This window comes from Pseudoalteromonas sp. J2K-J599 (assembly GCF_059295115.2).
Genome location: NZ_CM200271.1, coordinates 2,000,453 through 2,025,238 on the forward strand (window position 1 = coordinate 2,000,453; position 24,786 = coordinate 2,025,238).

Here is a 24,786-nt window from a genome sequence, read left to right on the forward strand (position 1 = left end):
TTATTGGTTTTAAACGTAAGATGTAACTTTAAATAGCAACATGCAATAGCACTATTAAGGTCAATTATGCGATTAGGACCAGGACTACTCGTCACCGCTGCCTTCATTGGACCAGGGACCATTACTACCGCTAGCGTGGCAGGTGCAAACTTTGGTTTTGCACTTATATGGACATTACTGTTTTCAGTAATTGCCACTATATTATTACAATCTATGGCGGCGCGCCTTGGCGTTGCCACCGGGCAAGATTTAGCTCAAGCACTCAGAGCACATATTCAAACGCCTTTATTTAAATTTTTAGCTATATTTTTAGTCATCAGCGCCATTGGTGTGGGCAGTGCAGCTTATGAAGCGGGTAACTTAAGTGGCGCTAGCATGGGATTAATTGAAATATTCCCTCAAGTTAGCTCCCAACTATGGACACCACTTATTGCTTTTTTTAGTGCAGCTTTACTGTATAGCGGCAAACATAAAGTGGTTGAAAACGCGCTAATTTTACTCGTTATTTTAATGAGCTTCGTGTTTATCTCAACACTTGTAATGGCAGCGCCTTCACTGGGTGATGTATTTGCTGGTTTTATTCCTAGTATGCCTGAAGGCTCTATTACAACCATACTAGCTTTAGTTGGCACTACCATTGTGCCATACAACTTATTTTTACACTCCGGCGTGCTCGCTGCTAGACACGACAGTAACAGCGATATGCAAAAAGTGATTAAACAAACAAATGTTGATACAGGCCTATCAGTCACCTTAGGCGGTGTGATCACTTTAGCTATTTTATCTACAGCTTCAGTTGCATTTTATGGAACCGATGCGGGGCAAATTAGTGCGGCTAACATGGCTGTGCAGCTAGAGCCATTGCTTGGTGATGCCGCTCATTACTTTTTTGCTATTGGTTTATTTGCTGCAGGTTTAACAAGTGCTATTACAGCGCCACTTGCCGGTGCTTACGCAGTGTGTGGCATGTTAGGTTGGTCAAACGATATGGGTAACTCACGTTTTAAAGGCGTCGCTATTGTTATTTTATTGTTTGGTGCTGCGGTGGCGTCACTCGGTTTAGACCCTGTCGCGGTAATTATATTCGCACAGGCGGCTAACGGGTTATTACTCCCTATTGTTAGCACCTACCTTGTATGGCTGGTTAATCAAAAAGGGGTTATGGGAAACTACACTAACTCTTTGGTATTAAACCTGGTTACCCTACCCGTTTTAATCCTAATTTTTGGGCTAAGTAGCTACAAACTAATTAGTTTAATTTTTTGATTAAATTCTAAAAACCATATTTAAAGGCCGCTGTTTACAATAAACAGCGGCCTTTATTAATCACCAAATAACGTATAAGCCTTACTTATATTCACACATCTAACAAGCTTTTTGGTTTTTAGTTGCTTTAAATAATTGCGAAAACGCAAAACCACCTACCGCGCCTGCAAGCAGTTGAGCATAAAAACCCCAGCCTCTTGCGCCCGCTATAATATGAATATTCATAATTGATTCAATGGCAATTAACACAATAGTAAATGCCAAAATGCCAGCAATAACAAATAGCTGAGTACTGTATTTTTTAACCTTTTTATTAAGCTTTGCGGTAACAAAAAAAGCGATGGCAAGTGTTAGGGCAATAATAGCGCCGTAGGTAGGTAATAGGCCTAACCAATCATCAAGCGTTAAACTAGCACGATCACTAAAGCCCACCACTACACCTACATTAACTAATTGATTGACAACGTATTGGCTATGAAACAAGCTAGCTAGTGTGAATGTAAGTAACCAAGAAACTAAAAATGAAGGCAATATACGTGTTAAAAACGACATGGTTATCTCAACTTAAAATAAAGCTTTTCTCTTATGCTAGCCATGCTAGCAAAGGCTTGCCCCGTAAACAATGTATCTCTTTTTTTACTCTGCTTTCGCTTTGTGCGTTTTCTGTTAATGCAGATGTTGCGCTCCCAAAGGAGCAATACAGTACAAAAACACTGGCTACGCAATTACAGTCTCCGTGGAGCATGGTTGAACTACCAAACGGCACATGGCTAATTACAGAGCGTGATGGCCACGTAGTTATAGTTAAAAACAACGTGCAATCAAGAGTAAAATTAAACCTAACAGGTTTATACGTTGCAGGCCAAGGTGGTTTACTCGACATTGTATTATCACCAGATTATAACGACTCCAAAGAAGTTATTTTTACCTATGCCCAAGGTGATGCAAGCGAAAACAGGCTTGTTGTTGCCAAAGCCACGTTTAATGGCACTGACTTTTCAAAGCCTAACGTTATTTATAAAGTAGCGACTGATAAAAACACACCACAACATTACGCTGGTCGCGCCCTTATCCTACCCGACAATACGTTATTAGTTTCAACGGGCGATGGTTTTGACTTTAGAGAGCAAGCGCAAGTTATCACTAGCCAACTTGGTAAAATATTACGTATAAACTTAGATGGCACCATTCCAACAGACAACCCATTTATTAGTCACAGAAACCTAAATGCACATGCTGTTTACTCCTTTGGTCATCGTAACCCTCAAGGCTTAGTGTATGATTACGATACGCAGCAAATTGTTAGCCACGAACACGGCCCTGCAGGCGGTGACGAGCTAAATTATTTAACCGCTGGCACTAATTATGGCTGGCCTGTAATCACTTATGGCAAAGATTATTCGCAAGCGCGTATTTCACCATTTACCGAATATAAAGGCATGCAAAAACCAAGTGTTAATTGGACGCCATCAATAGCGCCATCAGGCATGGCGTATTACGGCTCTAAACATGCAGCGTTTCCCTCATTACAACAACATGTGCTTATCACTACTCTTGTTGATAAAAAGCTCTACAGCGTTAATCTGGCCAATGGTGAATTTACACAGTCTCACGTATTTCCCAAGGCCGCAGGCAGGTTAAGAGATGTGTTTATAACTGATAAAGGTAACGTCGCAGTATTAACAGACGGTAAAGAGGCAAAGCTAATGTTGATGACAGCAAACTAATTCATAAAGCAAATAAAAGCCGCTTCGCTTTTAAAGTAAGATAGCGGCTTTAAATAAGCCACTTTGGTTAATTAAGTAATTTGATCAGTAAGATTAGGGGTTAACCCCTTTAGTTTTAAGATTAAAGTGAGCGTCTTTATTATGTTCTTAATAACGTTCTTGTCTCCAATTGCCTTTGCATATACTTACTGTGCTTGTTATTTACCCGATTCTAATTGCTGCCTCAATAATTCAATAAGTTGAGTGTTAAGCCCGGTAATTTCTGCTTCTAGCACCTTCACTTTAGCCTGCGACTCTTCATCATCTTTACTGCGTAATAATGCAGTTTCCTGTAGTAGTTTTTCTATCTTTTCTTGTATTTCAGCAATCTGTTCATCAATAGGGTCACCTTCTGATTGTGACGCCTGACTTGCATCTTCATTGCCTGATAATTTACGTAACGCTTCACGATTTTGATCTTCCAGACTTTTTTCTTTTCCTTCTTCGGATATATCCACTTGGTCACTTTGAACCGCTGCTTTGTGCACAGTCGCTTTTTCGGTTACTTCATCAGCTACCACCTTTAAAGTTTGTTTTTGCGGGTAAGTTTCTAAAGGTTTAGAGGTTATGTGAACTGACATTTTATCCATTTTAATATTCCTTGTTCCGTCAATTATTAGCGAGAAGTAGTTAACTATAAATATAATGCTTTACCAAAAGCCAATTGTAATAGCCCTTGTTTGATTCTTTATTAGATTACACTTTACTCACAAGCTTGCCCATTGTTGTTTTAAACCAACAAGGTGAACAATACCAAAAGATAAACAAATAATAGAACTCCAAACCCAAAATTCAGGCGAACGCCCCATAGGGTTATTTATTAGAAAGAATCCAGTAATCCCACGAGCTAAATAAATAAAAGTTATTAACACAAGAGCTAGTCGGGTGAATGGAAGTTTAAAAATAACACCTGCGGCTGAAAATGCATACAATGACCAAGTTGATAGAATCAGAACAATTATACTAGTAATAAGAGTTGGTTTAATACTTCCTTGCTCAGAAAGTAATGCCATTTGCTCTCCTGCACCGAAGAACCGATACCAAGAACCTCCAAAATAGATACAACCTAAATGCAAAGTTGCTACAACAGCACTTAATGTGCCTGCAATTATTAGAAAAACATTCATAGAGCGATAAAACCTCCGTGAGACATAAATAAACCTGTAAATTAGCTGGTTTATTTATCTTGATAAACAAACCATAGCCGTGTTTCTACCTGGGTACAATCGATTGTTGAATGTTTACGTGTAATATCAAAGTCCGCATTGGTGAATTTATGCAGTCTCACGTATTCCCTGAGGCCGCAATGCAAGTAAGAGATGTGTTTGTTACAACTGAGGAAGATGCAAAGCTTATGTTGGTGATACCGAATTAATTTGCATGAAATAACCAATAATAAAACCTAAAGGCAAAAAGAAAGACCTTACCTCTACTCTTACTACATTAGCTTCTATTTCCAAGACGGCTTAACCCGCAGCTAAATTAATCTATAAATTTAATTTTGACCTCTATAGCTTTTAGCTTTTAGCTTTTAGCTTTTAGCTTTTAGCTTTTAGCTTTTAGCTTTTAGCTTTTAGCTTTTAGCTTTTAGCTTTTAGCTTTTTTCATCATACTTAAAGTAAAAATTAAACTTATTTACATTTATAGAACAGCTTTAGGGTAGTAAAACTTGTTCAAATAACAACTCATCTGACCACTTTTAAAGCAAACAAACCAAATATTTAAATATTTAATTGATTTACACTTAGGTGATTGTAAAATATCGCTTTTCTTAAGTTACCGACTTAAGAACAAGATAAATTTAAAAGGAAAATTTAGTGAAAAATAAGATAATATTAGCTTTTAGTTTTTTAGTTTTAGCTGGCTGTGCTTCCACTACCCCTACAAGAACAACAGAACAAGCCTACATGGTAATAGATGTTAAAGGCGATGCTACTATCAGAGATAATTTGTTAGATACTATTGTTGAAACTGCTCAAAGTAGTATGAGTAGTCTTTCAGTCAACCGAGGAATCCCACCTTCATTACTGCCAGAAACGGCTTCAAGATTTGAGCTAGTCAGCCCATTTGAAAATACACAATTAGGTGGGCTAGTAAGTGGATTCTCTGCTTTATCACAAGCCTCTGGCGGGGCAACTATGAAAATCCCACAGTGTAAAGACCCTCTACTTACAATGAAGTCAGATAAATCTGCAAGTGGTTGGAGTGAAAGAACGACATTTTTCATATGTGTTGTACAATATCAAAAAGGGTTTCAAGTTGATGTATACACGACCTTTGAACAACAAACTGGTGGCATATCTGTTAATGCACTAAGCCAAAGTTTAGTTCGCTCTATTGCAGGAGATACGAGTCAGAATATCCCTACTACGATGGTTAAAATAAAAGATTCATTAGCTAGCTTAAACGCAGAAGTAAAAGTTATTGATAGTTATATACCAAGTAAGTGGAAGGGTCTCTTCGCGGATGATACTAAGACACTCTCAGAGTAATAATAAATAAGTAAGTAATATTTATTATTATTAAAATCGGGGCTTTTGAAGAGCCCCTATTTTAACTTAAAGCTTCATATCACCCTCGACACGGAGGCTTAAAGTTATAATTTATAATTTTTAAACTCACTTCGAATAAGATTAAATTACTATATTTTACCTTTTGCTTCAAATCTTCATTAATTTAAAATTTATTCATCTACCAGAATTAATTTATACCACCAAATATATGTTGGAAATGAGTGCTCGAGCTCATGCGTAGAAATTGATTCAAATCCTTATCAGTCATTTTCCTTGGCGCTAAAGATAAAAATCTTTTACTTTATTAAAATTTCTTAGTACTAATACGAATCTTTACTCAACAAAAAAGCTGCTGTTCATTACAAACAGCGGCTTTTTAATTATAATTTACAAGCTTAAAGCTTGCTTAACTTAAACTAGATTTTTATTGTTTACCAATCACTTCAAGTCCACCCATGTATGGGCGTAATACTTCTGGCACAACTACTGAACCATCGGCTTGTTGGTAGTTTTCTAGGATGGCTACTAATGTACGGCCAACGGCTAAGCCTGAACCATTTAGTGTATGTAGTAACTCTGGCTTTTTAACACCTTCACGGCGAAAACGTGCTTGCATTCTACGCGCCTGAAAGTCAGTCATGTTTGAACATGATGAAATTTCGCGGTACGTGTCTTGCGCAGGTAACCATACTTCTAAATCGTATGTTTTAGCTGAACCAAAGCCCATGTCGCCCATACATAAAATTACTTTACGGTACGGAAGTTCAAGCGCTTGTAGTATTTGCTCTGCGTGACCTGTTAACTCTTCAAGCGTTGCCATTGAGTCTTCTGGTTTTACAAGTTGTACAAGTTCAACTTTATCAAACTGGTGTTGACGAATTAAGCCACGTGTATCGCGACCATAACTGCCTGCTTCACTTCTGAAACACGGAGTGTGGGCAACTAAGCGAATTGGTAAATCGCTTTCGTCGTAAATTTCGTCACGGGCGCTGTTTGTAAGTGGTACTTCAGCTGTAGGAATTAAGCTAAAGCCGGCTTGTTGTTCGCCGTCGTCATTTACAAGGCCTAATGTGTGGAATAAATCGCCTGCAAATTTAGGTAATTGGCTGGTGCCATAAAGGCTTGCGCTATTTACTAGGTACGGTACATACATTTCTGTGTAGCCGTTTTTATCAGCGTGTGTATCTAGCATAAATTGCGTTAGTGCACGGTGCATACGCGCAACTTGGCCGCGCATTACGGTAAAGCGTGCACCACTAATTTTAACGCCCATTTCAAAGTCTAAACCGTTTAGGTCTTGGCCTACATCTACGTGGTCTTTAACTTCAAAATCAAACTTTTTAGGTGTGCCCCACGTTAAAATTTCAACGTTGTCGTCTTCGTCTTTACCTTCAGGAACTGACTCGTCTGGCAAGTTTGGAATTGCTAACGCAATGTCGTTAATTGCGGCTAATACTTCATCTTGCTCAGTTTTAGCGGCGTCTAGCTCACTGCCTAAGTTAGCCACTGCATCAAGTAATGGCTGTGCGTCTTCGCCTTTAGCTTTGGCTTGACCAATTGCTTTTGCGCTTGCATTACGTTGACTTTGAAGTTCTTGCGTTTTTACTTGTAATGTTTTGCGTTTTTCTTCAAGTGCCGTTACCGTCGCTACATCGAGTTCGTAACCGCGTGCCGCTAAACGTGCTGCAGTTTGTTCGATGTCTTGACGTAAAAATTTAGAATCTAACATGTTAGTTTTTTAACCTTTTTGCATTACTAGCTGAAGGCCCAGCCAAGCCATAAAAATACACACCATCACGTTTAAGATGATATTGAGGGCCATTTTAATAAAGTGACCTTGTTGTAATAACAACAACGAGTCCATTGAGAATGTTGAAAAGGTGGTTAATGCACCTAAAAAGCCAATACCGATAAGAGTTTTGGCGGGGCTTGCGGTGATAATTTCTTTATCTATCAAACCGTACAAAATGCCCATTAACAATGAACCCAGAATATTAACCGTCAACGTGCCAAAAGGGAATCCCCTACCGAGGAGTTTTAGCATGCTTTCGCTAATAAAAAACCGTAAACACGCACCTGAGGCTCCGCCAAGGGCGATCATCATATAAAGTTTAATCATTTTCGTATCGTCTAAGTGGGCTTTGCGCATCGCGCTCTTTTAGGTAATCGAGTTTTTGTTTAATTTTTTGCTCAAGTCCGCGCTCGCACGGTAAGTAATATTCTTTGCCTTTCATTTCTGGTGGTAAGTATTTTTCACCTGCGGCAAATGCGCCTTCTTCATTGTGCGCATAACGATACTCAGCGCCATACCCTAAGTCTTTCATTAAGTTGGTTGGCGCATTGCGTAAATGCTCTGGTACTGGGTAACTTGGCTCGTTTTTGGCATCTGCTTTGGCTTGATTAAACGCCATATACACCGCATTACTTTTAGGTGCGCTGGCTAAATACAGTGTGGCTTGTGCTATTGCACGTTCGCCCTCACTTGGGCCAACACGTTGAAATATATCCCACGCGTTTAAAGCCACTTCCATCGCACGCGGATCGGCGTTACCAATGTCTTCTGTAGCTATGGCAAGTAAACGCCTTGCCACATACAAAGGGTCGCCGCCACCGGCTAAAATTCGGCAATACCAATACAGCGCACCATCGGGTGAGCTACCACGTACTGATTTGTGAAAGGCTGATATTAAATCGTAAAACTCATCGCCGCCTTTATCGTATTTGGCTAAATGCGTTGGTAACACTTGGCTAAGTACGTGCTCGTCTACGTTGTATTGACCGTTTTGCTCGGTTGTTAAATCAACTGCTTGTTCAAGTAAATTAAGTACTTTACGCGCATCGCCGCCACTTGCTTGGCATAGTGCCTTTTTAGCGTTATCGGCAATAGTGATGTGTTTTTGACTTAGCTGCTCGTCTTGTTTAAGTGCGCGCTCTATTACAGTGTATAAGTCGGTATCGGCAAGCGATTTTAAAACATACACGCGCGCACGCGACAATATAGCGTTGTTAAGTGCAAACGATGGGTTTTCGGTGGTTGCACCTACAAATATAAAGGTGCCGTCTTCTATGTGCGGTAAAAACGCATCTTGTTGGGATTTATTAAAGCGGTGAACCTCGTCAACAAACATAAGGGTGCGTTGGCCACGGCTTTCTAGGTTGTCCCGCGCTTGCGTTACGCTGTCGCGTATATCTTTTACGCCTGCAGTTACCGCCGACATTTGAATAAGTGAGGCATCAGCATGGTTGGCAATTATTTGCGCAAGTGTTGTTTTACCTACACCCGGCGGGCCCCATAAAATCAAACTATGGCATCGCCCCGCGACAATGGCTTGATGCAGTGGTTTATCACCGCTTAATAAGTGCTGCTGACCAATGTATTCATCAAGCGTTGTAGGGCGCATACGCGCAGCAAGTGGGCGTACATCGGGCCCAAAATTAAAACCTAAATTACTCACCGTTACTCTGATCGTCTATTTCAACACCTTCAGGAGGCGTAAATTCAAAAGTGCTTTGATCAAGCGGCGTATTAACTTGGGCATTGTTAAACGTAAATGACGATAGCTGCCCTGAGTTGTCGGTAACCACTAGTTTAGCAAGCCCTTGCTCGTTACCCGCAAATGCTATATCAAGTTGTTCTACTTGGCTTTCTACGCCTTTATTTGGCGTTACGCTAAAGCCTGTACTTGTTGCAAGTACGCTGTATTTTTCCCACTGTGCTGGGTCTTTTGATGTCAGTAGCACAAATGGTGTTGAGTCGATTAGGCTGCTGGTTTTCATAATCGTTACTTGCTCAGCAAAGCTGTCGAAGTAATATGTTTTATCACCGTTTGATACAAATAACGTATCGTCCGGATTAGTTTGCTGCCAGCGAATCATCATAGGCTGTTGAAGCGCTATTGTGCCCTCGCCTTGCATAACTGCTTGGCCTTCTTTGTCTGTTACTTGTTGTGCAAACTGCGCTTTAAAGCTTTTTAAAGTGGCAAGTCTGTCTTGTAATGCTTGGCTGTCGTCAGCAAAGCTTGGTGCGGCAAGTACACTGCCTAACACTAATAATAAGGCGTTAACTTTTTTCATGAATTTGCTCCATTAGGTACTAATACATCGCGAGCACCGTTATGACCTGGTGAACTCACGATACCCGATGTTTCCATTTGTTCTACTAAACGTGCTGCGCGGTTGTAGCCAACACGTAATTTACGTTGCACTGACGATACAGATACTTTGCCGGTTTCAATTACAAACGACACAGCTTCGTCGTATAAAGGATCAGATTCTTCATCTGCATTTTCGCTAGCTTCACCCGGTAATAAAATATCTTCAGTGGCATCGCCATTGAGTATTTCGTCAATGTAATTTGGTTTAGCACGTGCTTTCCAATCGTTTACTACGGCGTGTACTTCATGGTCGTCTACAAACGCGCCATGCACACGCTCTGGTACGCTAGTGCCTGGCGGTAAATAAAGCATGTCGCCCATACCTAGTAAGTTTTCTGCACCTTGTTGGTCAAGTATTGTCCGTGAATCTATTTTGCTCGATACCTGAAACGCCATACGTGTTGGAATATTAGCTTTAATTAAGCCGGTAATTACATCAACCGATGGGCGCTGCGTAGCAAGCACTAAGTGAATCCCTGCCGCACGTGCTTTTTGAGCAATACGTGCAATTAGCTCTTCTACTTTTTTACCTACAATCATCATCATGTCGGCAAATTCGTCTATTACTACAACGATACTTGGTAATTTACCTAGCTCGTCGGGGCCTTCTTTCATGCCATCGGTGTCTTTAAATAATGGATCAAGAATCGGGTAACCCGCTTCATTGGCTTCAAGCACTTTTTGGTTGTAACCTTTTAAGTTACGCACACCCAATGCTGACATTAATTTATAACGACGTTCCATTTCGCCTACACACCAACGCAGTGCGTTAGCAGCTTCTTTCATATCGGTAACTACTTCACACAATAAATGCGGAATGCCTTCGTATACTGAAAGCTCAAGCATTTTAGGGTCAATCATGATCATACGTACATCGTCAGGACCCGATTTGTAAAGCAAGCTTACTATCATGACATTAACGCCCACTGATTTACCTGAACCAGTTGTACCGGCTACCAATAAATGTGGCATTTTACCTAAATCAGCACATACCGGCTGACCAGCAATGTCTTTACCAAGCACCATAGTAAGTGGCGACGGATTTTGCTCAAATTTAGGGGCGTTTATAACTTCTGATAAACGAACTATTTCACGGTGTTTATTTGGAAGCTCAATACCAACATAGGTTTTACCTGGAATAACTTCTACAACACGTACACTAATTGCCGAAAGCGAACGGGCCAAATCTTTAGCTAAGCCTGTGATTTTGGAAACTTTTATACCTGGCGCTAAATCTAGCTCAAAACGCGTAACAACGGGGCCTGGGTATACCGCTACTACGGTTGCTTGTACATTGAAGTCGAGAAGTTTTGTCTCTACTAGGCGCGATACGCTATCAAGCTCTTCTTGCGAAATTGGGTTTTTAGCTTTATCCGGTCTGTCGAGTAAATCGAGCGATGGTAATGGCCCTGGTGGTGGCTCTTGCGTTAATAATTGCTCAAACTTTTCTTTTGCCGTTGGCGGTGGTTGATATTGCGCTTTTGGTTTAGGCATTGGTCTTGCTGGCGATACCACCGTTGTAACTGGTTTTTCAGGCTCCACAACTGGGCTTTGATCAAGCGCATTTAATGCAGCAGCCGTGTCCATTGGTTCGTCATCTATTGCGCTAAAGCCAATTTCTTGATCGAGTATATCGTCAAGTTCATCAAACGGCATAAAGTCATCACTAATTTGTGGTTCACTAAATGGTGTTTGAGGCTTATCTATTGCTTTTTGTTTATCTGCTTTTTTAGCTGATGTAGGCAGCTCTATTTGCTCTTTTATATCGTCTTCAAAATGGGCGTCTATTTCATCGTTATTATTTACTTTACCTGCAGTGTGTTCTCGATGCATCCAGCCTTTTGCATACGATACAACATAGCGATAAAGCCTAACCATTAAATCGCCAAGGTAATCTACAAAATCAACCCACGATACTCCCGTCAATAAGGTAAGCCCTGCAAAAAAGAAACACAACAATAATATAGATGTACCGGTAAAGTTAAACGCAGGCATCATGGCTGATGCAATAACATCGCCCACTACCCCACCCGATGAAAAGTTATAAATATCGTCGAAATTAATACTACTAATAGCGGTAGCTGAGGTAATAAATAAAGCAAAACCAATAACTCGCAGCGCTAAGGTAGTGTAATCAAGCTGTAAAATGCGGTGAGGTTGTTTAAATAGCAAGTAGCCAAATAGCTGAATGGCCGCTGGCACTAAGTAAGCCAACCAACCAAAGGTGAGTAATAAAATGTCGGCTATCCATGCACCGGCTGCTCCTGTGATGTTGCTTACTTCGCTAAAGCTAGTTTGCGACCATGCAGCATCTGCTGGATCAAAGCTGATCAAGGCACATAAAATAAATATTGCCGTAAAGGTACTGATAATCAGCCCTGTTTCTAATAGTCTTTGCACACCGTTTAGGCGCATAGTTCCCTATTCCTCTTTATTATTCTATTTTTATTCACACTTACTTAGCAGTGAAATACCTTAGCAGGAAATGCAATTTGTTGCACTTTATCTTAACCTTGATGGCCTGATTATGAACAAGTTTTTATAATTTGAGCTTATATAAGCAAATGACGCAGTTAATATAAATAACCTCAAGTAATATAAGGACGAATAATTACGCCTTCTTCACCTTTTACTTCTTCCATTACTACATAAGTTCGGCTTTCACTTACGTTTGGCAGTTTCAAAAGTATGTCGCCTAATACGCCACGGTATTCTGACATATCATTTACGCGCGTTTTAAGTAAAAAATCAAAATTACCCGATACTAAATGACATTCAATAATTTCTTCGTGCTTTTTAACCGCCGCACTAAACTCATCAAATACGTCGGGAGATGTTTTAGTAATCGTTACTTCTACGTACACAGATAAACCTTGCCCAAGCTTAGCGGGATCGACCACCGCTTTATAGCCAAGTATATAACCTTCTCGTTCTAGCTTTTTTACTCGCTCCAAGCAGGGCGTGGCGCTTAGGCCAACTCGTCTGGCCAGTTCTACGTTCGACAAGCGTCCATCGTGTTGTAATTCCATTAAAATTTTACGGTCAATTCTATCTAATAATTGATGCATAGTACCAACTAGTTTTTTATGCTGTTTATTTTTATTATCTAGATGATAACACTAGATTTGAGTTTAAAAAAGGTGAGACACACGGGCTTATGATGAATATAATAGTGGAAAATGTTAATCCGTTCTTAATAAGGCAAATGATATGATTATTGGTGTTCCTAAAGAAATTAAAAACCATGAATACCGTGTAGGTATGGTTCCTGCAAGTGTTCGTGAATTAGTAAACCACGGTCACCAAGTGATTGTAGAAACTGATGCAGGCATGGGCATTGGTTTTACTAACGAAGATTACACACAAGCGGGTGCTGAAATTTTAGCAACTGCTGCTGATGTTTTCGCTAAAGCAGACATGATTGTAAAAGTAAAAGAGCCGCAAGCTGTTGAACGTGCAATGCTACGTGAAGACCAAATTCTTTTCACTTACTTACACCTTGCACCTGATCTTCCACAAACTGAAGACCTTGTAAAAAGCAAAGCTATTTGTATTGCATACGAAACTGTAACTGACTCACGCGGTGGTTTACCGCTTCTTGCTCCTATGAGCGAAGTTGCTGGTCGTATGTCTATTCAAGCTGGTGCACAAGCGCTAGAAAAATCTAACCACGGTCGTGGCATGCTACTAGGTGGCGTACCTGGCGTTGAAGCTGCTAAAGTTGTTGTAATTGGCGGCGGCATGGTTGGTCGTAGCGCAGCTCAAATGGCTGTTGGTCTTGGTGCTGAAGTTGTCGTTCTTGATCGTAACATCGACGTATTACGTGCACTAGACGCGCAATTTGGTAATAAAGTTAAAGCTATTTACTCAACTGCTGATGCACTAGAAAAACACGTACTAGAAGCTGATTTAGTAATCGGTGGTGTACTGATCCCTGGTGCAGCTGCACCTAAACTAGTAACTGCTGAGCACATTAAAGCAATGAAACCTGGTTCTGCAATTGTTGACGTTGCAATCGACCAAGGTGGCTGTATTGCTACTTCTAAAGCAACTACGCATGCTGATCCAACTTTCATCGTTGATGAAGTTGTTCACTACTGTGTTGCTAACATGCCAGGTGCTGTTCCACGCACATCTACGTTTGCACTTAACAATGCAACATTGCCTTTCATCATTAACCTTGCAAACAAAGGTTATAAAAAGGCGCTACTAGATGACGCTCACTTCTTAAAAGGCTTAAACGTAATTAAAGGCCAAGTAACTTACAAAGAAGTAGCTGAAGCGTTCAACATGGAATATGTTGACCCACGCACAGCAGTAGAAAACGCATAATTTAGCGTTTCGTAGTTAGGTTGGTATTAAATAATATAGTAACCTAACTACAACCCATAAAAAAAGCAGCTAATTAGCTGCTTTTTTTTATATTTAAATTTCAGATTTATATAAACTTATTTAGATAAAACGCTTAATTATAAAATCTACTTTTACGCGCTTAGCTTGGCCTAGTAGTTTTTTAACTGGCTGCGGGTAATCATCCATTGTTTCTAAATCATCTGGGCCTGTTAAACGGCGGCAGTGTTGTAAAATTTCCTGCTTTTCGTTATCAATAGCATCCATAATTGTTTGCTCTGGATCTTCTATTAAAATACCGTTTTCGATATCAAGACCCCATGCACGCGGATTTAAGTTATGCCCGCTCAGTAAATGTTTTGTTCTATCTGAACAAATACCTTTTAAATGAAACGAATTACTTTCATCTTTCCACAGATACACATTTAAATTACCGTTATCGATATGGCGTTTTTGCGTTTTTACAAACTTATGCAAAATAGTTTCATATAAATAAGGTAATGCCCCTATTTTACTAAACGGCTCGCTTGGCGGTAAATAAAAGTCATTTGCTGTTTTATCGCCTACAACAATAGTCACTTGCTTGCCTTGCTTTAATAATCGGCGCAGTGATCGCATAAGTGGTGCCGGAAAATTAAAGTATGGCGTATACAACACAAGCTCTTGCTCTGTGGTATCAAATAACGCTTTTATTAAACGATTTAATTCGTTATTACGACGACCAAGCCCTAAAAACAAACGAATACCTAATGCTTGCGTATTTAGTTGCTCTGCTGCGTTGTAACTTGCGACTTTTAAATCACGCATTAATTGCTTTTGATCAAGTTTGAAGTCGTGTAAACGCTTAAGCGGTCGTGTGTCTATGCGTGGCACAGCAACAGAGCTAATTAGCTTTGTCTCAATAAAATCAACCACTGAGTCACACAGCTCGCTCTGCGTTATTAAAAAGTAACGATCGAGTCTGTAACGCTCGTTATATTGCAAATACACGTTGTTTAAGCTTGCGCCGCTGTAAAGTAAGGTATCGTCAATGACAAAACCCTTTAAATGTAATACGCCAAATAATTCTTTAGCTTTTACAGGTACGCCATAAACTTGTACGTTCGATTTAAACTTTTCTAAATCGTCACAGTATAAACTTGCGTTACCATCAGACTTCTCTGCACCAATTAAACCACGTTGCGCACGATGAAAATCCACCAGCACTTTTACATCAAGCGCAGGGTTCTCTAATGATACTCGATGCAGGGCTTCTAAAATCTCGCGGCCTGCTTCGTCATCCTGTAAATAAAGCGCTGTGATATAAATTCGTTTTTTTGCATTAGCTATCAAACGTAGCAATTGCGTTCGGTAATCTTGCGCATTGGTTAAGACGTTAACGTCTTTTGAAGTCAACCCGAATGCGGGTTTTTCCTGCCAAAATAACATAGTTGCCTATTCGCTTAGGTCACATAATCTATCAGTGACAAATAAAATTAGGTAAAACATAACAAAAAAAATCAAAGGGGTCATGAATTAACGCTGTTTTGTTGCCTGTTAGTCTATTTATTGAGCTACTTAGGTGTTTTAACTGTAAAAGTGCTGAGCTCTAGTACACAATACTGCACAGCTTTTCGATTTGCGAAAAAAAATAATCGCGGATTTTGTTTACATCCGCCTTGATTTTCTTAGAATCGAGCGCATTAAAGACCGTATTAAACGTTTAGGAAAAAATAATGACTGAAGCAAAACATTGTAAGCTACTAATTTTAGGCTCTGGCCCAGCTGGTTATACTGCCGCAGTATATGCAGCACGTGCAAATTTAAACCCTGTTTTAATTACAGGCATTCAACAAGGTGGTCAATTAACAACCACAACTGAAGTTGAAAACTGGCCTGGTGATGCACACGGCTTAACGGGCCCTGCATTAATGGATCGTATGAAAGAGCACGCTGAGCGCTTTGAAACTGAAATCATATTCGATCACATCAATAAAGTAGATGTATCTAAGCGCCCTTTCACACTTACTGGCGACCAAGGTACTTACACATGTGATGCGTTAATCATTGCAACAGGTGCTTCTGCTAAATACTTAGGCTTAGAGTCTGAAACTAATTTCCAAGGCCGTGGCGTTTCAGCCTGTGCTACATGTGATGGCTTTTTCTATAAAGGTCAGAAAGTAGCGGTTGTTGGTGGTGGTAATACAGCAGTTGAAGAAGCGCTTTACTTATCTAACATTGCTGACGAAGTGCATGTTATTCACCGCCGTGATAGTTTCCGTAGTGAAAAAATACTTGCAGACCGTCTTGCTGAAAAAGCAGCTAATGGTAACGTTGTTTTACATTACAACCGCACGCTTGACGAAGTATTAGGCGACCAAATGGGCGTAACTGGCATTCGTATTAAAGATGCACACTCTGATGCAACACAAGAGCTAGATTTAGCCGGTGTATTTATTGCTATCGGTCATAAGCCAAATACAGATATGTTTGAAGGCCAACTAGAAATGAAAGATGGCTACTTAGTTGTAGAGTCTGGTCTTCACGGTAACGCGACTCAAACAAGCGTAGAAGGCGTTTTTGCTGCAGGTGATGTGTCAGACCATATTTACCGTCAAGCAATCACATCTGCGGGTACAGGCTGTATGGCTGCCCTTGATGCTGAACGTTTCTTAGATAATTTATAAGCAATTAAATAAATTATAATAGGGCTGATTATTCAGCCCTTTTTTTATGTCTAAAATATAGTTACACTTTTACGATAAATTATAAAATAAGTACTGTATGAGAAATCAGCTATACCAATTAAGTGAAACCGATATAGCATTCCCCAATCCGGAATACGCATTAGAATCCCCTGATGGCTTGTTAGCAATTGGCGGAGATTTAAGTTTGCCTCGCCTAAGTAATGCCTACAAAAGCGGAATATTTCCTTGGTTTAGCGAAGATGAACCTATTATGTGGTGGTCGCCAAGCGAGCGAGGCATTTTTGAACTGGATGATTTTCATATAAGTAAGAGCCTACGTAAGCATTTAAAAAAACACCCTGTAAAAGTAACCATTAATAATGCCTTTGAGGAAGTAATAGAAGCTTGTAGGGATCAACGCCTTGATACCGATGGTACCTGGATCACCTCTGACATGCTCAACGCTTATGTTAATGCACACAATGCGGGCATTGCACACAGTTTAGAGGTGTGGAGTAACGGAGAGCTTGCAGGTGGCTTATATGGTATTATGCAAAATGGTGTTTTTTGTGGTGAATCAATGTTTCATCATCAAACCAATTGCTCAAAGCTTGCTATGTGGGCACTGGTAAATTGGCTTAAACGTCATAATGCGCATTTTATTGATTGCCAGTTAGAAAACCCTTATTTAATGACCTTAGGTGCACAAGTAATCCCCCGCTCAACATTTTTGACTAAACTAAAAGCTGCACATAACTATATTATTAATCCTATTATGTGGGAGCCACAAGAACTTGACGCAATCTATGAATGAGCAACTTCCTGCACGTGTTGGTTTAACCCAAGAGTTTGACTGTAGTTATTTACCCAACAGACAAGAGCAACTATTGGTTATTCTAGATCCTAGTTGCTACAGCACAGACAAATTTGAGTCATTATTAGGCTTAGGATTTCGTCGCAGTGGTAACCAAATATACCGTCCACACTGCCCAATATGCAGTGCATGTAATTCTGTACGTGTATTAGCACAAGACTTTATCCCATCAAAATCGCAAAAACGTAAACTAAACAAAGCAAAAAACCAGTTTGAGGTAAAATATTCAACGCAAGAACGCCCTGAGTATTATCCGCTTTATAGTAAATACATAACGATGCGCCATCAGGATGGAAGTATGTATCCTCCTGAAAAAGAACAGTTTCAAAGCTTTTTACTTTGCAGTTGGCTCAAAATCACATTTATTGAACTATGGCACCAAGATACTTTAGCCGCAGTTGCCGTAACTGATTGTATGAACAGCTCTATTTCTGCAATTTATACTTTTTTTGACCCCGACTTTGAACACTATAGTTTAGGCTCTGTGATGATATTAGAGCAGCTTAAATTTGCAAAAGAGCAAAATAAGCAATACGTGTACTTAGGCTATCAAATTGATGAATGCGATAAAATGAAGTACAAAACTCAGTTTTTACCAGCTCAAAAACAGCTCAATGATGAGTGGGTGGCTATTTAATTTGCAAATATAGCCCCTGCGCCTTTACTTATTGGTGTATTTTGGGCAAAATCTGCAGCGTTTAACTATTAAAGAGGTGTTACGCTAAACATGGCGAAAGAAGACGTAATCGAAATGCAAGGGACAGTCCTTGATACTTTACCAAATACAATGTTCCGAGTTGAGCTAGAAAATGGTCACGTAGTTGTGGCTCACATTTCAGGCAAAATGCGCAAAAACTATATCCGTATTTTAACCGGCGATAAAGTAACGGTAGAAATGACTCCTTACGATTTATCAAAGGGTCGTATCGTATTCCGTGCTCGCTAAGTAAGTGCGTAAACGAGATTTAGTTTTTGGCTAGTGTTTTACTAGCTTTAAGCGTTTATTAAATGTAATTGATAGACATTGACTAGCAATTACATTTAATAAACAAAAAACCCAGTTTTTACTGGGTTTTTTGTTGCCTATAAAAATGGCAAAAAATGGCCCGCTATTATTTAGCGGGCCATTTTTATTTAACTTAGCTGTGTAATTAACGTTTAGGCTGGCGTTAAATTGCTCTCGTAATCAAAGCGGATCTTCTTGTCTTTAACCGATACTTTAACTGTACCGCCATCAACAAGTTCACCAAACAGTATTTCATTAGCTAATTGCTTTTTAAGCTCTTCTTGAATAACACGTGCCATTGGTCGTGCACCCATAGCCTTGTCATAACCTTTATCTGCGAGCCATTCACGCGCTTTAGGCGTAAGCTCAAGATTAACCGATTTTTTATCAAGCTGAGCTTGCAGTTCCACAATAAACTTATCAACCACCAGTAAAATAACTTCACGTTCAAGGTGGTTAAACCAAATAATGTTATCTAAACGGTTTCTAAATTCTGGCGAGAAAACTTTATTAATTTCGCCCATTGCATCGTGCGTGTGATCTTGCTCTGTAAAACCAATCGACTTACGTGTGGTTTCTTGTACGCCCGCATTGGTAGTCATTACAACCACTACATTTCTAAAATCAGCTTTACGACCGTTATTATCGGTTAACGTACCGTGATCCATAACTTGTAGTAAAATATTGTAAATGTCTGGATGCGCTTTTTCAATCTCATCTAGTAGTACAACTGCATGTGGGTTTTTAATCACAGCTTCTGTTAATAACCCGCCTTGCTCAAAACCAACATATCCTGGTGGAGCACCAATTAGTCTGCTTATTGCGTGGCGCTCTACATATTCAGACATATCAAAACGAATAAACTCAACACCCATACATTTAGCAAGTTGCTTAGTTACTTCTGTTTTACCAACACCTGTTGGGCCTGCAAACAAGAACGAACCCACTGGTTTTTCTTCGCTTGATAAACCTGAGCGAGATAAGCGAATAGCCGATGTTAGCGCATCAATAGATTGATCTTGTCCAAACACAAGCATTTTAAGATTACGGTCTAGATTTTTAAGCGTCTCTTTATCTGTTGAAGACACATTTTGTGGTGGAATACGTGCCATCTTCGATATTATTAGCTCTATATCAGCCACACCAATGGTTTTTTTACGTTTAGAACTAGGCTGTAAACGTTGGTTAGCGCCCGCTTCATCAATTACATCAATTGCTTTATCTGGCAAGTGGCGCTCATTAATGTATTTAGCACTAAGTTCAGCAGCTGCTTTTAATGCTTTTTGAGTGTAGCGAATACCATGGTGCTCTTCGTAACGCTCTTTTAACCCATTTAAAATTTTAGTGGTATCGGCAACACTTGGTTCAAGTACATCAATTTTTTGAAAACGGCGTACTAATGCACGGTCTTTCTCAAAAATATTTTTATACTCATTGTAAGTGGTTGAGCCCATACAGCGTAACTTACCACTTGAAAGAAGTGGTTTAAGTAAGTTTGATGCGTCCATAACACCACCAGACGCTGCGCCAGCACCTATTATGGTATGTATTTCATCAATAAATAAAATAGACCCAGGTTGTGCTTGTAGCTCTTTTAATAAACTTTTGAAGCGCTTTTCAAAATCGCCACGGTATTTAGTACCGGCAAGCAATGCCCCCATATCTAGAGAGTACACAACGGCATCAGCAATTACTTCTGGTACTTGCTCATTCACAATACGGTATGCTAAACCTTCAGCAATGGCTGTTTTACCAACGCCCGCTTCACCAACAAGTAATGGGTTATTCTTTTTACGACGACACAATACTTGTACCGTGCGCTCTACTTCGCTGTCGCGCCCAATCAGTGGGTCAATATTACCTTCACGAGCCTGAGCGTTTAAGTTAGTTGTAAAGCTGTCTAGCTTACTTGCTTCTTCGTTTTGAACTTCTTGCACTTCTTCATGTATATCATCGCTGTCGTCGCCTAATTCATCATCAGCTTTTGAAATGCCGTGCGAAATAAAGTTAACAATATCTAAGCGCGATACATCATGCTTTTTAAGTAAATAAACTGCTTGGCTCTCTTGCTCAGAAAAAATAGCAACTAGGACATTGACACCCGTCACTTCGTTTTTTCCTGACGATTGCACATGAAAAACAGCGCGTTGTAATACACGCTGAAAACCAAGCGTTGGCTGAGTTTCACGCTCTTCTTCTAAATCTGGGATGACGGGTGTTGTTTCGTCAATAAATTCTAATAATTCGGTTTTTAAGCCTGAAAGATTAACACCACACGCGTTTAAGGCTTCTCCTGCAGAAGGATTATCTAATAGCGCAAGTAAAAGGTGCTCTACGGTCATAAACTCATGACGGCGAGTGCGCGCTTCACGAAACGCGGCATTTAAAGTGAGTTCTAAGTCTTTGTTTAGCATTGGCAACCCCTTACTGAGATAATAATTTATACCACAACAATCGGATGTTTGATCACCCTAATTGGTATTTATACCAATTGTATTAAATTGGTATTATTCCTGCTCACAACTACAAAGCAGTGGATGCTCGTTATCCCGTGAGTAACGGTTAACTTGTTCAACTTTGGTGTAGGCAACATCGGCGCTGTAAACACCGCAAATACCCTTACCTTTTTCATGAACCTGAAGCATCACATCGGTTGCTCTATCGCTATCCATATTAAAAAACGTCGTTAAAACTTCAATTACGAAGTCCATCGGCGTGTAGTCGTCGTTATTTAAAACAACTTTATATTTTCGCGGCGGCTGTAGCTTTTGCTTTTCACTGTCGCGAACAGTGTCGATAACACCTGAATCTTTCATACCACTCATAATTAAATATAGTCTTGTCTTTGTAACTCAAGCAAACTTGAATAAAAAATAAATAAAATGTTAAAAAATAACTCAAAACACTTGACTGGTTGGCTAAATAAACTACAGTCAAACATAGATTGATTAAACCTTAGTCAGTCTAGCAAATTATACGGTTTAGAATAACTAAATTAGTCAACTTATTGAAGGATGTAGAAGTATGGCTTGTGGTAAAGTTAAGTGGTTCAACAACGCCAAAGGCTTTGGTTTCATCGTAGAAGACGGCTGCGAGAATGATATCTTCGCTCATTACTCAACAATTGTAATGGACGGCTATAAAACGCTTAAAGCTGGTCAAGATGTAACATTCGAATTAGAACAAGGGCCCAAAGGCCTACACGCTAAAAATATTGCCCCAGATGGTGACATTATTGAGTGACGATTGTTTTGTTCGACTAAAGCGAGCGACCTTTTAAGATCCTCGCTTAATTCCTTAAGCATACTAATCTTATCTCTTCTTCCCTTATTTATTGCCTCTTTTCATTCAAATTCAACCCTTTTCCTTGAATTTATTTTATATACCCCAATGTTCTAAGAGTTGATTGTTTAACTGCTTATTGGGCATGCTCAAACTCTAGCCCTTTTTATTTAAGCTTGTTACACTCTTGGTGCTAAAAATTGCGCATAACACCTTATCGCCTCTTTTATATGTACTAGGCTAAAGGCTGATTTATTTTTGTTAATTTTTTAGCTATAAATACGATTCCAGTTCGTCAGGTGTGACTATTCTGCTTTTATAAAAGAGCAACGCTGAGTACCAACACCTAACAAACTATTCATTACGAGCGTACGTGTTCATTAACTTGTTTAATAATATGTACTCACTCATAAGTAATGATTTTCTTTGCATTGTTGAATAAGACCTTATCGGTCGACTATCTAGGAATGATGATGACATCAAAAATTATCTATACAAAAACGGACGAAGCTCCGGCACTAGCAACTTATTCGTTGCTACCGATCATCCAAGCATATACAAATGCGGCCGGTGTTGAAGTTGAAACTCGCGACATTTCATTAGCAGGTCGTGTAATTGCTAGCTTCCCTGATTATTTAACAGAAGAACAACGCATTGGTGATGCACTTGCTGAACTTGGCGAGCTTGCTAAAACACCAGAAGCAAACATCATCAAATTACCAAACATCAGTGCATCAGTACCACAGCTTCGCGCTGTAATTAAAGAGCTTCAAGCAAAAGGTTACGCTCTTCCAGAATACCCTGTTGAACCTAAAAATGATGAAGAAAAAGCAATTCAAGCGGCTTACGACAAAATTAAAGGCAGTGCAGTAAACCCTGTACTACGTGAAGGTAACTCAGATCGTCGCGCGCCAGGCTCTGTAAAAGAATATGCACGTAACAACCCACATTCAATGGGTGCGTGGAGCAAAGATTCTCAGTCTTACGTTGCAAGTATGAGCGAAGGCGATTTCTTCGGTTCAGAAAAATCAGTAACTGTTGATACAGCCACTGATGTGCGTATTGAACATGTTGCAACTAACGGTGACGTTACTGTTCTTAAACAAAGCACACCTCTTTTAGCTGGCGAAGTTATTGATGCATCAAGCATTAGCGCTTCTAAGCTTCAAGCTTTCTTAGCTGCAGAAATTGACGCTGCTAAAGAAAAAGGTGTTTTGTTCTCGCTTCACATGAAAGCGACAATGATGAAAGTATCTGATCCAATCATCTTCGGTCACGCTGTAAAAGTATTCTACAAAGATGTATTTGCTAAACACGGTGAGCTTTTTGAAGAGCTAGGTGTTGATGTAAATAATGGTTTAGGCGACGTATATTCTAAAATTCAAACATTAGACGATGCTAAGCGCGAAGAAATCGAAGCAGACATTCAAGCTGTTTACGCTAACCGTCCTGCTATTGCTATGGTTGATTCTGACCGTGGTATTACAAATTTACACGTACCAAGTGACGTGATCATCGATGCATCTATGCCTGCAGCAATCCGTTCAAGCGGTCAAATGTGGAATAACGATGGTAAATTACAAGACACTAGCTTTGTAATTCCTGATCGTTGTTACTCAAGTGTTTACCAAGCAACTATCGATTTTTGTAAAGAAAATGGCGCGTTTGATCCAACAACAATGGGTAGCGTTCCAAACGTTGGCCTTATGGCTCAAAAAGCTGAAGAATACGGTTCACACGACAAAACATTTGAAGCAAAAGCGGACGGTTCTATCCGTGTTGTTGATGCAAATGGTAATACATTACTTGAGCACAGTGTTGAGCAAGGCGATATCTGGCGTATGTGTCAGGTTAAAGACGCACCAATTCAAGATTGGGTTAAGCTTGCAGTAAATCGTGCACGCGCAACAGGCGTTCCAGCTATTTTCTGGTTAGACGAAAACCGTGCACATGATGCGCAGCTAATCAAAAAAGTAAATAAATACCTACCAGATCACGATACAGCTGGCCTAGATATTCAAATTTTAGCACCGCTTGAAGCAACATTGTTCTCATTAGCGCGTATTAAAGAAGGTAAAGACACGATTTCTGTAACAGGTAACGTACTACGTGATTACCTTACAGATTTATTCCCAATTTTAGAGCTGGGTACAAGTGCTAAAATGCTTTCAATTGTTCCACTTATGAACGGTGGTGGCTTATTTGAAACTGGCGCGGGTGGTTCTGCACCTAAGCATGTTCAACAATTCGAAAAAGAAAACCACTTACGTTGGGATTCTTTAGGTGAATTTTTAGCACTTGCTGCATCACTTGAGCATTTAAGCGTAACTGCTGGTAACAACAAGGCACAAGTACTTGCTGATACCCTAGATAAAGCAACAGGTACGTTCCTTGCTGAAAACAAATCGCCGTCACGTAAAGTGAAAGAAATTGATAACCGTGGTTCTCATTTCTTCCTATCTTTATTCTGGGCACAAGAACTTGCTAAGCAAAATGATGACAGTGAACTTAAAGCACAGTTTACTCAAATCGCTAGCGACCTTGAGTCTAATAAAGAGCAAATCGTAAGTGAGCTTAACGATGCGCAAGGCCCTGCAGTTGATTTAGGCGGTTACTTCCAGCCTAACGATGATGCAGCCTTTAAAGCAATGCGTCCAAGCGCTACATTTAACGATATTCTTGCTAAATTAGTATAAATATCGGTTTAAATTTAAAAGCCGCTTACTTGTAAAAGTAAGCGGCTTTTTTATGTCTGTATCTTGTAAAAAAGGCCGCTATTTATAAAATAGCGGCCTTTAAAATAATCAAATTAATTTAATTAATTATTTAGTATCATACCAATTCGCTTAATTAAGTGATCAACTTTGAGGCAAGAAAATCTTGTCGATAACAAGGAAAAAATTTCGTTA

The 24,786-nt window shown here is 39.7% G+C and carries 22 protein-coding genes; 10 read left to right on the top strand and 12 right to left on the bottom strand.

The window, feature by feature from the left end:
- Nucleotides 1-66 precede the first annotated feature (66 nt).
- Nucleotides 67-1,266, top strand: coding sequence for an Nramp family divalent metal transporter (locus AC5NT5_RS09095; RefSeq protein ID WP_494512987.1), 1,200 nt, complete (start codon nt 67-69; stop codon nt 1,264-1,266).
- Between the two features lie 99 nt (nt 1,267-1,365).
- On the opposite strand, the gene AC5NT5_RS09100 is transcribed toward AC5NT5_RS09095, so the two are convergent.
- On the bottom strand, nt 1,366-1,818 hold the full coding sequence (locus tag AC5NT5_RS09100; RefSeq protein WP_494512986.1) for a hypothetical protein: 453 nt from the start codon (nt 1,816-1,818) through the stop codon (nt 1,366-1,368).
- Between AC5NT5_RS09100 and AC5NT5_RS09105 the strand changes: the two genes are divergently transcribed.
- Entirely contained in the window at nt 1,803-2,993 is a 1,191-nt protein-coding gene (locus AC5NT5_RS09105; protein ID WP_494512985.1) for a PQQ-dependent sugar dehydrogenase, read from the top strand. The two genes, AC5NT5_RS09100 and AC5NT5_RS09105, sit on opposite strands and share 16 nt — an antisense overlap.
- Before the next feature lie 197 nt (nt 2,994-3,190).
- Here AC5NT5_RS09105 and AC5NT5_RS09110 read toward each other — a convergent pair whose 3' ends face one another.
- Nucleotides 3,191-3,622: a hypothetical protein gene (locus tag AC5NT5_RS09110; protein WP_518528051.1), complete on the bottom strand. Its 432-nt coding sequence runs from the start codon at nt 3,620-3,622 to the stop codon at nt 3,191-3,193.
- A 117-nt stretch (nt 3,623-3,739) separates the two neighbouring features.
- A complete protein-coding gene (locus AC5NT5_RS09115) occupies nt 3,740-4,159 on the bottom strand; it encodes a hypothetical protein (RefSeq protein ID WP_188161755.1) in 420 nt (139 codons plus the stop codon).
- A 690-nt stretch (nt 4,160-4,849) separates the two neighbouring features.
- Here AC5NT5_RS09115 and AC5NT5_RS09120 point away from each other — a divergent pair.
- Nucleotides 4,850-5,524: a hypothetical protein gene (locus AC5NT5_RS09120; protein WP_182672146.1), complete on the top strand. Its 675-nt coding sequence runs from the start codon at nt 4,850-4,852 to the stop codon at nt 5,522-5,524.
- A gap of 445 nt (nt 5,525-5,969) precedes the next feature.
- Here AC5NT5_RS09120 and serS read toward each other — a convergent pair whose 3' ends face one another.
- From serS to lrp, 6 genes are all read right to left on the bottom strand, one after another.
- Nucleotides 5,970-7,274, bottom strand: coding sequence for a serine--tRNA ligase (gene serS / locus AC5NT5_RS09125; protein WP_494512983.1), 1,305 nt, complete (start codon nt 7,272-7,274; stop codon nt 5,970-5,972).
- 9 nt (nt 7,275-7,283) lie between these two features.
- Nucleotides 7,284-7,664 (bottom strand): fluoride efflux transporter CrcB, encoded by a 381-nt coding sequence (gene crcB, locus AC5NT5_RS09130; protein ID WP_021032117.1) that lies wholly within the window; start codon nt 7,662-7,664, stop codon nt 7,284-7,286.
- The gene (locus tag AC5NT5_RS09135; protein WP_188161753.1) at nt 7,657-9,000 is read right to left on the bottom strand and encodes a replication-associated recombination protein A; all 1,344 of its coding nucleotides are present in this window, start codon (nt 8,998-9,000) and stop codon (nt 7,657-7,659) included. The genes crcB and AC5NT5_RS09135 overlap by 8 nt, the downstream gene beginning before the upstream one ends.
- On the bottom strand, nt 8,993-9,619 hold the full coding sequence (gene lolA / locus AC5NT5_RS09140; protein ID WP_138489158.1) for an outer membrane lipoprotein periplasmic chaperone LolA: 627 nt from the start codon (nt 9,617-9,619) through the stop codon (nt 8,993-8,995). Before lolA ends, AC5NT5_RS09135 begins: the two co-directional genes overlap by 8 nt.
- Nucleotides 9,616-12,114 (bottom strand): DNA translocase FtsK, encoded by a 2,499-nt coding sequence (locus AC5NT5_RS09145; protein WP_188161752.1) that lies wholly within the window; start codon nt 12,112-12,114, stop codon nt 9,616-9,618. The genes lolA and AC5NT5_RS09145 overlap by 4 nt, the downstream gene beginning before the upstream one ends.
- A 173-nt stretch (nt 12,115-12,287) precedes the next feature.
- Nucleotides 12,288-12,767 (bottom strand): leucine-responsive transcriptional regulator Lrp, encoded by a 480-nt coding sequence (gene lrp, locus AC5NT5_RS09150; RefSeq protein ID WP_007582985.1) that lies wholly within the window; start codon nt 12,765-12,767, stop codon nt 12,288-12,290.
- Between the two features lie 142 nt (nt 12,768-12,909).
- Here lrp and ald point away from each other — a divergent pair, with 142 nt between their 5' ends.
- Nucleotides 12,910-14,031 (top strand): alanine dehydrogenase, encoded by a 1,122-nt coding sequence (gene ald, locus AC5NT5_RS09155; RefSeq protein ID WP_002962982.1) that lies wholly within the window; start codon nt 12,910-12,912, stop codon nt 14,029-14,031.
- A 120-nt stretch (nt 14,032-14,151) separates the two neighbouring features.
- Here ald and pssA read toward each other — a convergent pair whose 3' ends face one another.
- The gene (gene pssA / locus AC5NT5_RS09160; RefSeq protein ID WP_002962483.1) at nt 14,152-15,477 is read right to left on the bottom strand and encodes a CDP-diacylglycerol--serine O-phosphatidyltransferase; all 1,326 of its coding nucleotides are present in this window, start codon (nt 15,475-15,477) and stop codon (nt 14,152-14,154) included.
- Nucleotides 15,478-15,764: 287 nt separating this feature from the next.
- Here pssA and trxB point away from each other — a divergent pair, with 287 nt between their 5' ends.
- From trxB to infA, 4 genes are all read left to right on the top strand, one after another.
- Complete coding sequence (gene trxB / locus AC5NT5_RS09165) at nt 15,765-16,715, top strand: thioredoxin-disulfide reductase (RefSeq protein WP_494512982.1); 951 nt, start codon at nt 15,765-15,767, stop codon at nt 16,713-16,715.
- Between the two features lie 97 nt (nt 16,716-16,812).
- Nucleotides 16,813-17,529, top strand: a complete 717-nt coding sequence (gene aat, locus AC5NT5_RS09170; protein WP_024595507.1) for a leucyl/phenylalanyl-tRNA--protein transferase — start codon at nt 16,813-16,815, stop codon at nt 17,527-17,529.
- Nucleotides 17,522-18,226 (top strand): arginyltransferase, encoded by a 705-nt coding sequence (locus tag AC5NT5_RS09175; protein ID WP_024606094.1) that lies wholly within the window; start codon nt 17,522-17,524, stop codon nt 18,224-18,226. The genes aat and AC5NT5_RS09175 overlap by 8 nt, the downstream gene beginning before the upstream one ends.
- A 90-nt stretch (nt 18,227-18,316) precedes the next feature.
- A complete protein-coding gene (gene infA / locus AC5NT5_RS09180) occupies nt 18,317-18,535 on the top strand; it encodes a translation initiation factor IF-1 (RefSeq protein WP_002962494.1) in 219 nt (72 codons plus the stop codon).
- A 212-nt stretch (nt 18,536-18,747) separates the two neighbouring features.
- Here infA and clpA read toward each other — a convergent pair whose 3' ends face one another.
- Nucleotides 18,748-21,009: an ATP-dependent Clp protease ATP-binding subunit ClpA gene (gene clpA, locus AC5NT5_RS09185; RefSeq protein ID WP_024595509.1), complete on the bottom strand. Its 2,262-nt coding sequence runs from the start codon at nt 21,007-21,009 to the stop codon at nt 18,748-18,750.
- Nucleotides 21,010-21,102: 93 nt separating this feature from the next.
- The gene (clpS, locus tag AC5NT5_RS09190; RefSeq protein WP_021032429.1) at nt 21,103-21,411 is read right to left on the bottom strand and encodes an ATP-dependent Clp protease adapter ClpS; all 309 of its coding nucleotides are present in this window, start codon (nt 21,409-21,411) and stop codon (nt 21,103-21,105) included.
- A gap of 208 nt (nt 21,412-21,619) precedes the next feature.
- On the opposite strand from clpS, the gene cspD reads away from it, so the two are divergent.
- A complete protein-coding gene (cspD, locus tag AC5NT5_RS09195) occupies nt 21,620-21,838 on the top strand; it encodes a cold shock domain-containing protein CspD (RefSeq protein ID WP_002962500.1) in 219 nt (72 codons plus the stop codon).
- A gap of 512 nt (nt 21,839-22,350) precedes the next feature.
- The gene (locus tag AC5NT5_RS09200) at nt 22,351-24,573 is read left to right on the top strand and encodes an NADP-dependent isocitrate dehydrogenase (RefSeq protein WP_494512981.1); all 2,223 of its coding nucleotides are present in this window, start codon (nt 22,351-22,353) and stop codon (nt 24,571-24,573) included.
- The last annotated feature ends 213 nt before the right edge of the window (nt 24,574-24,786 follow it).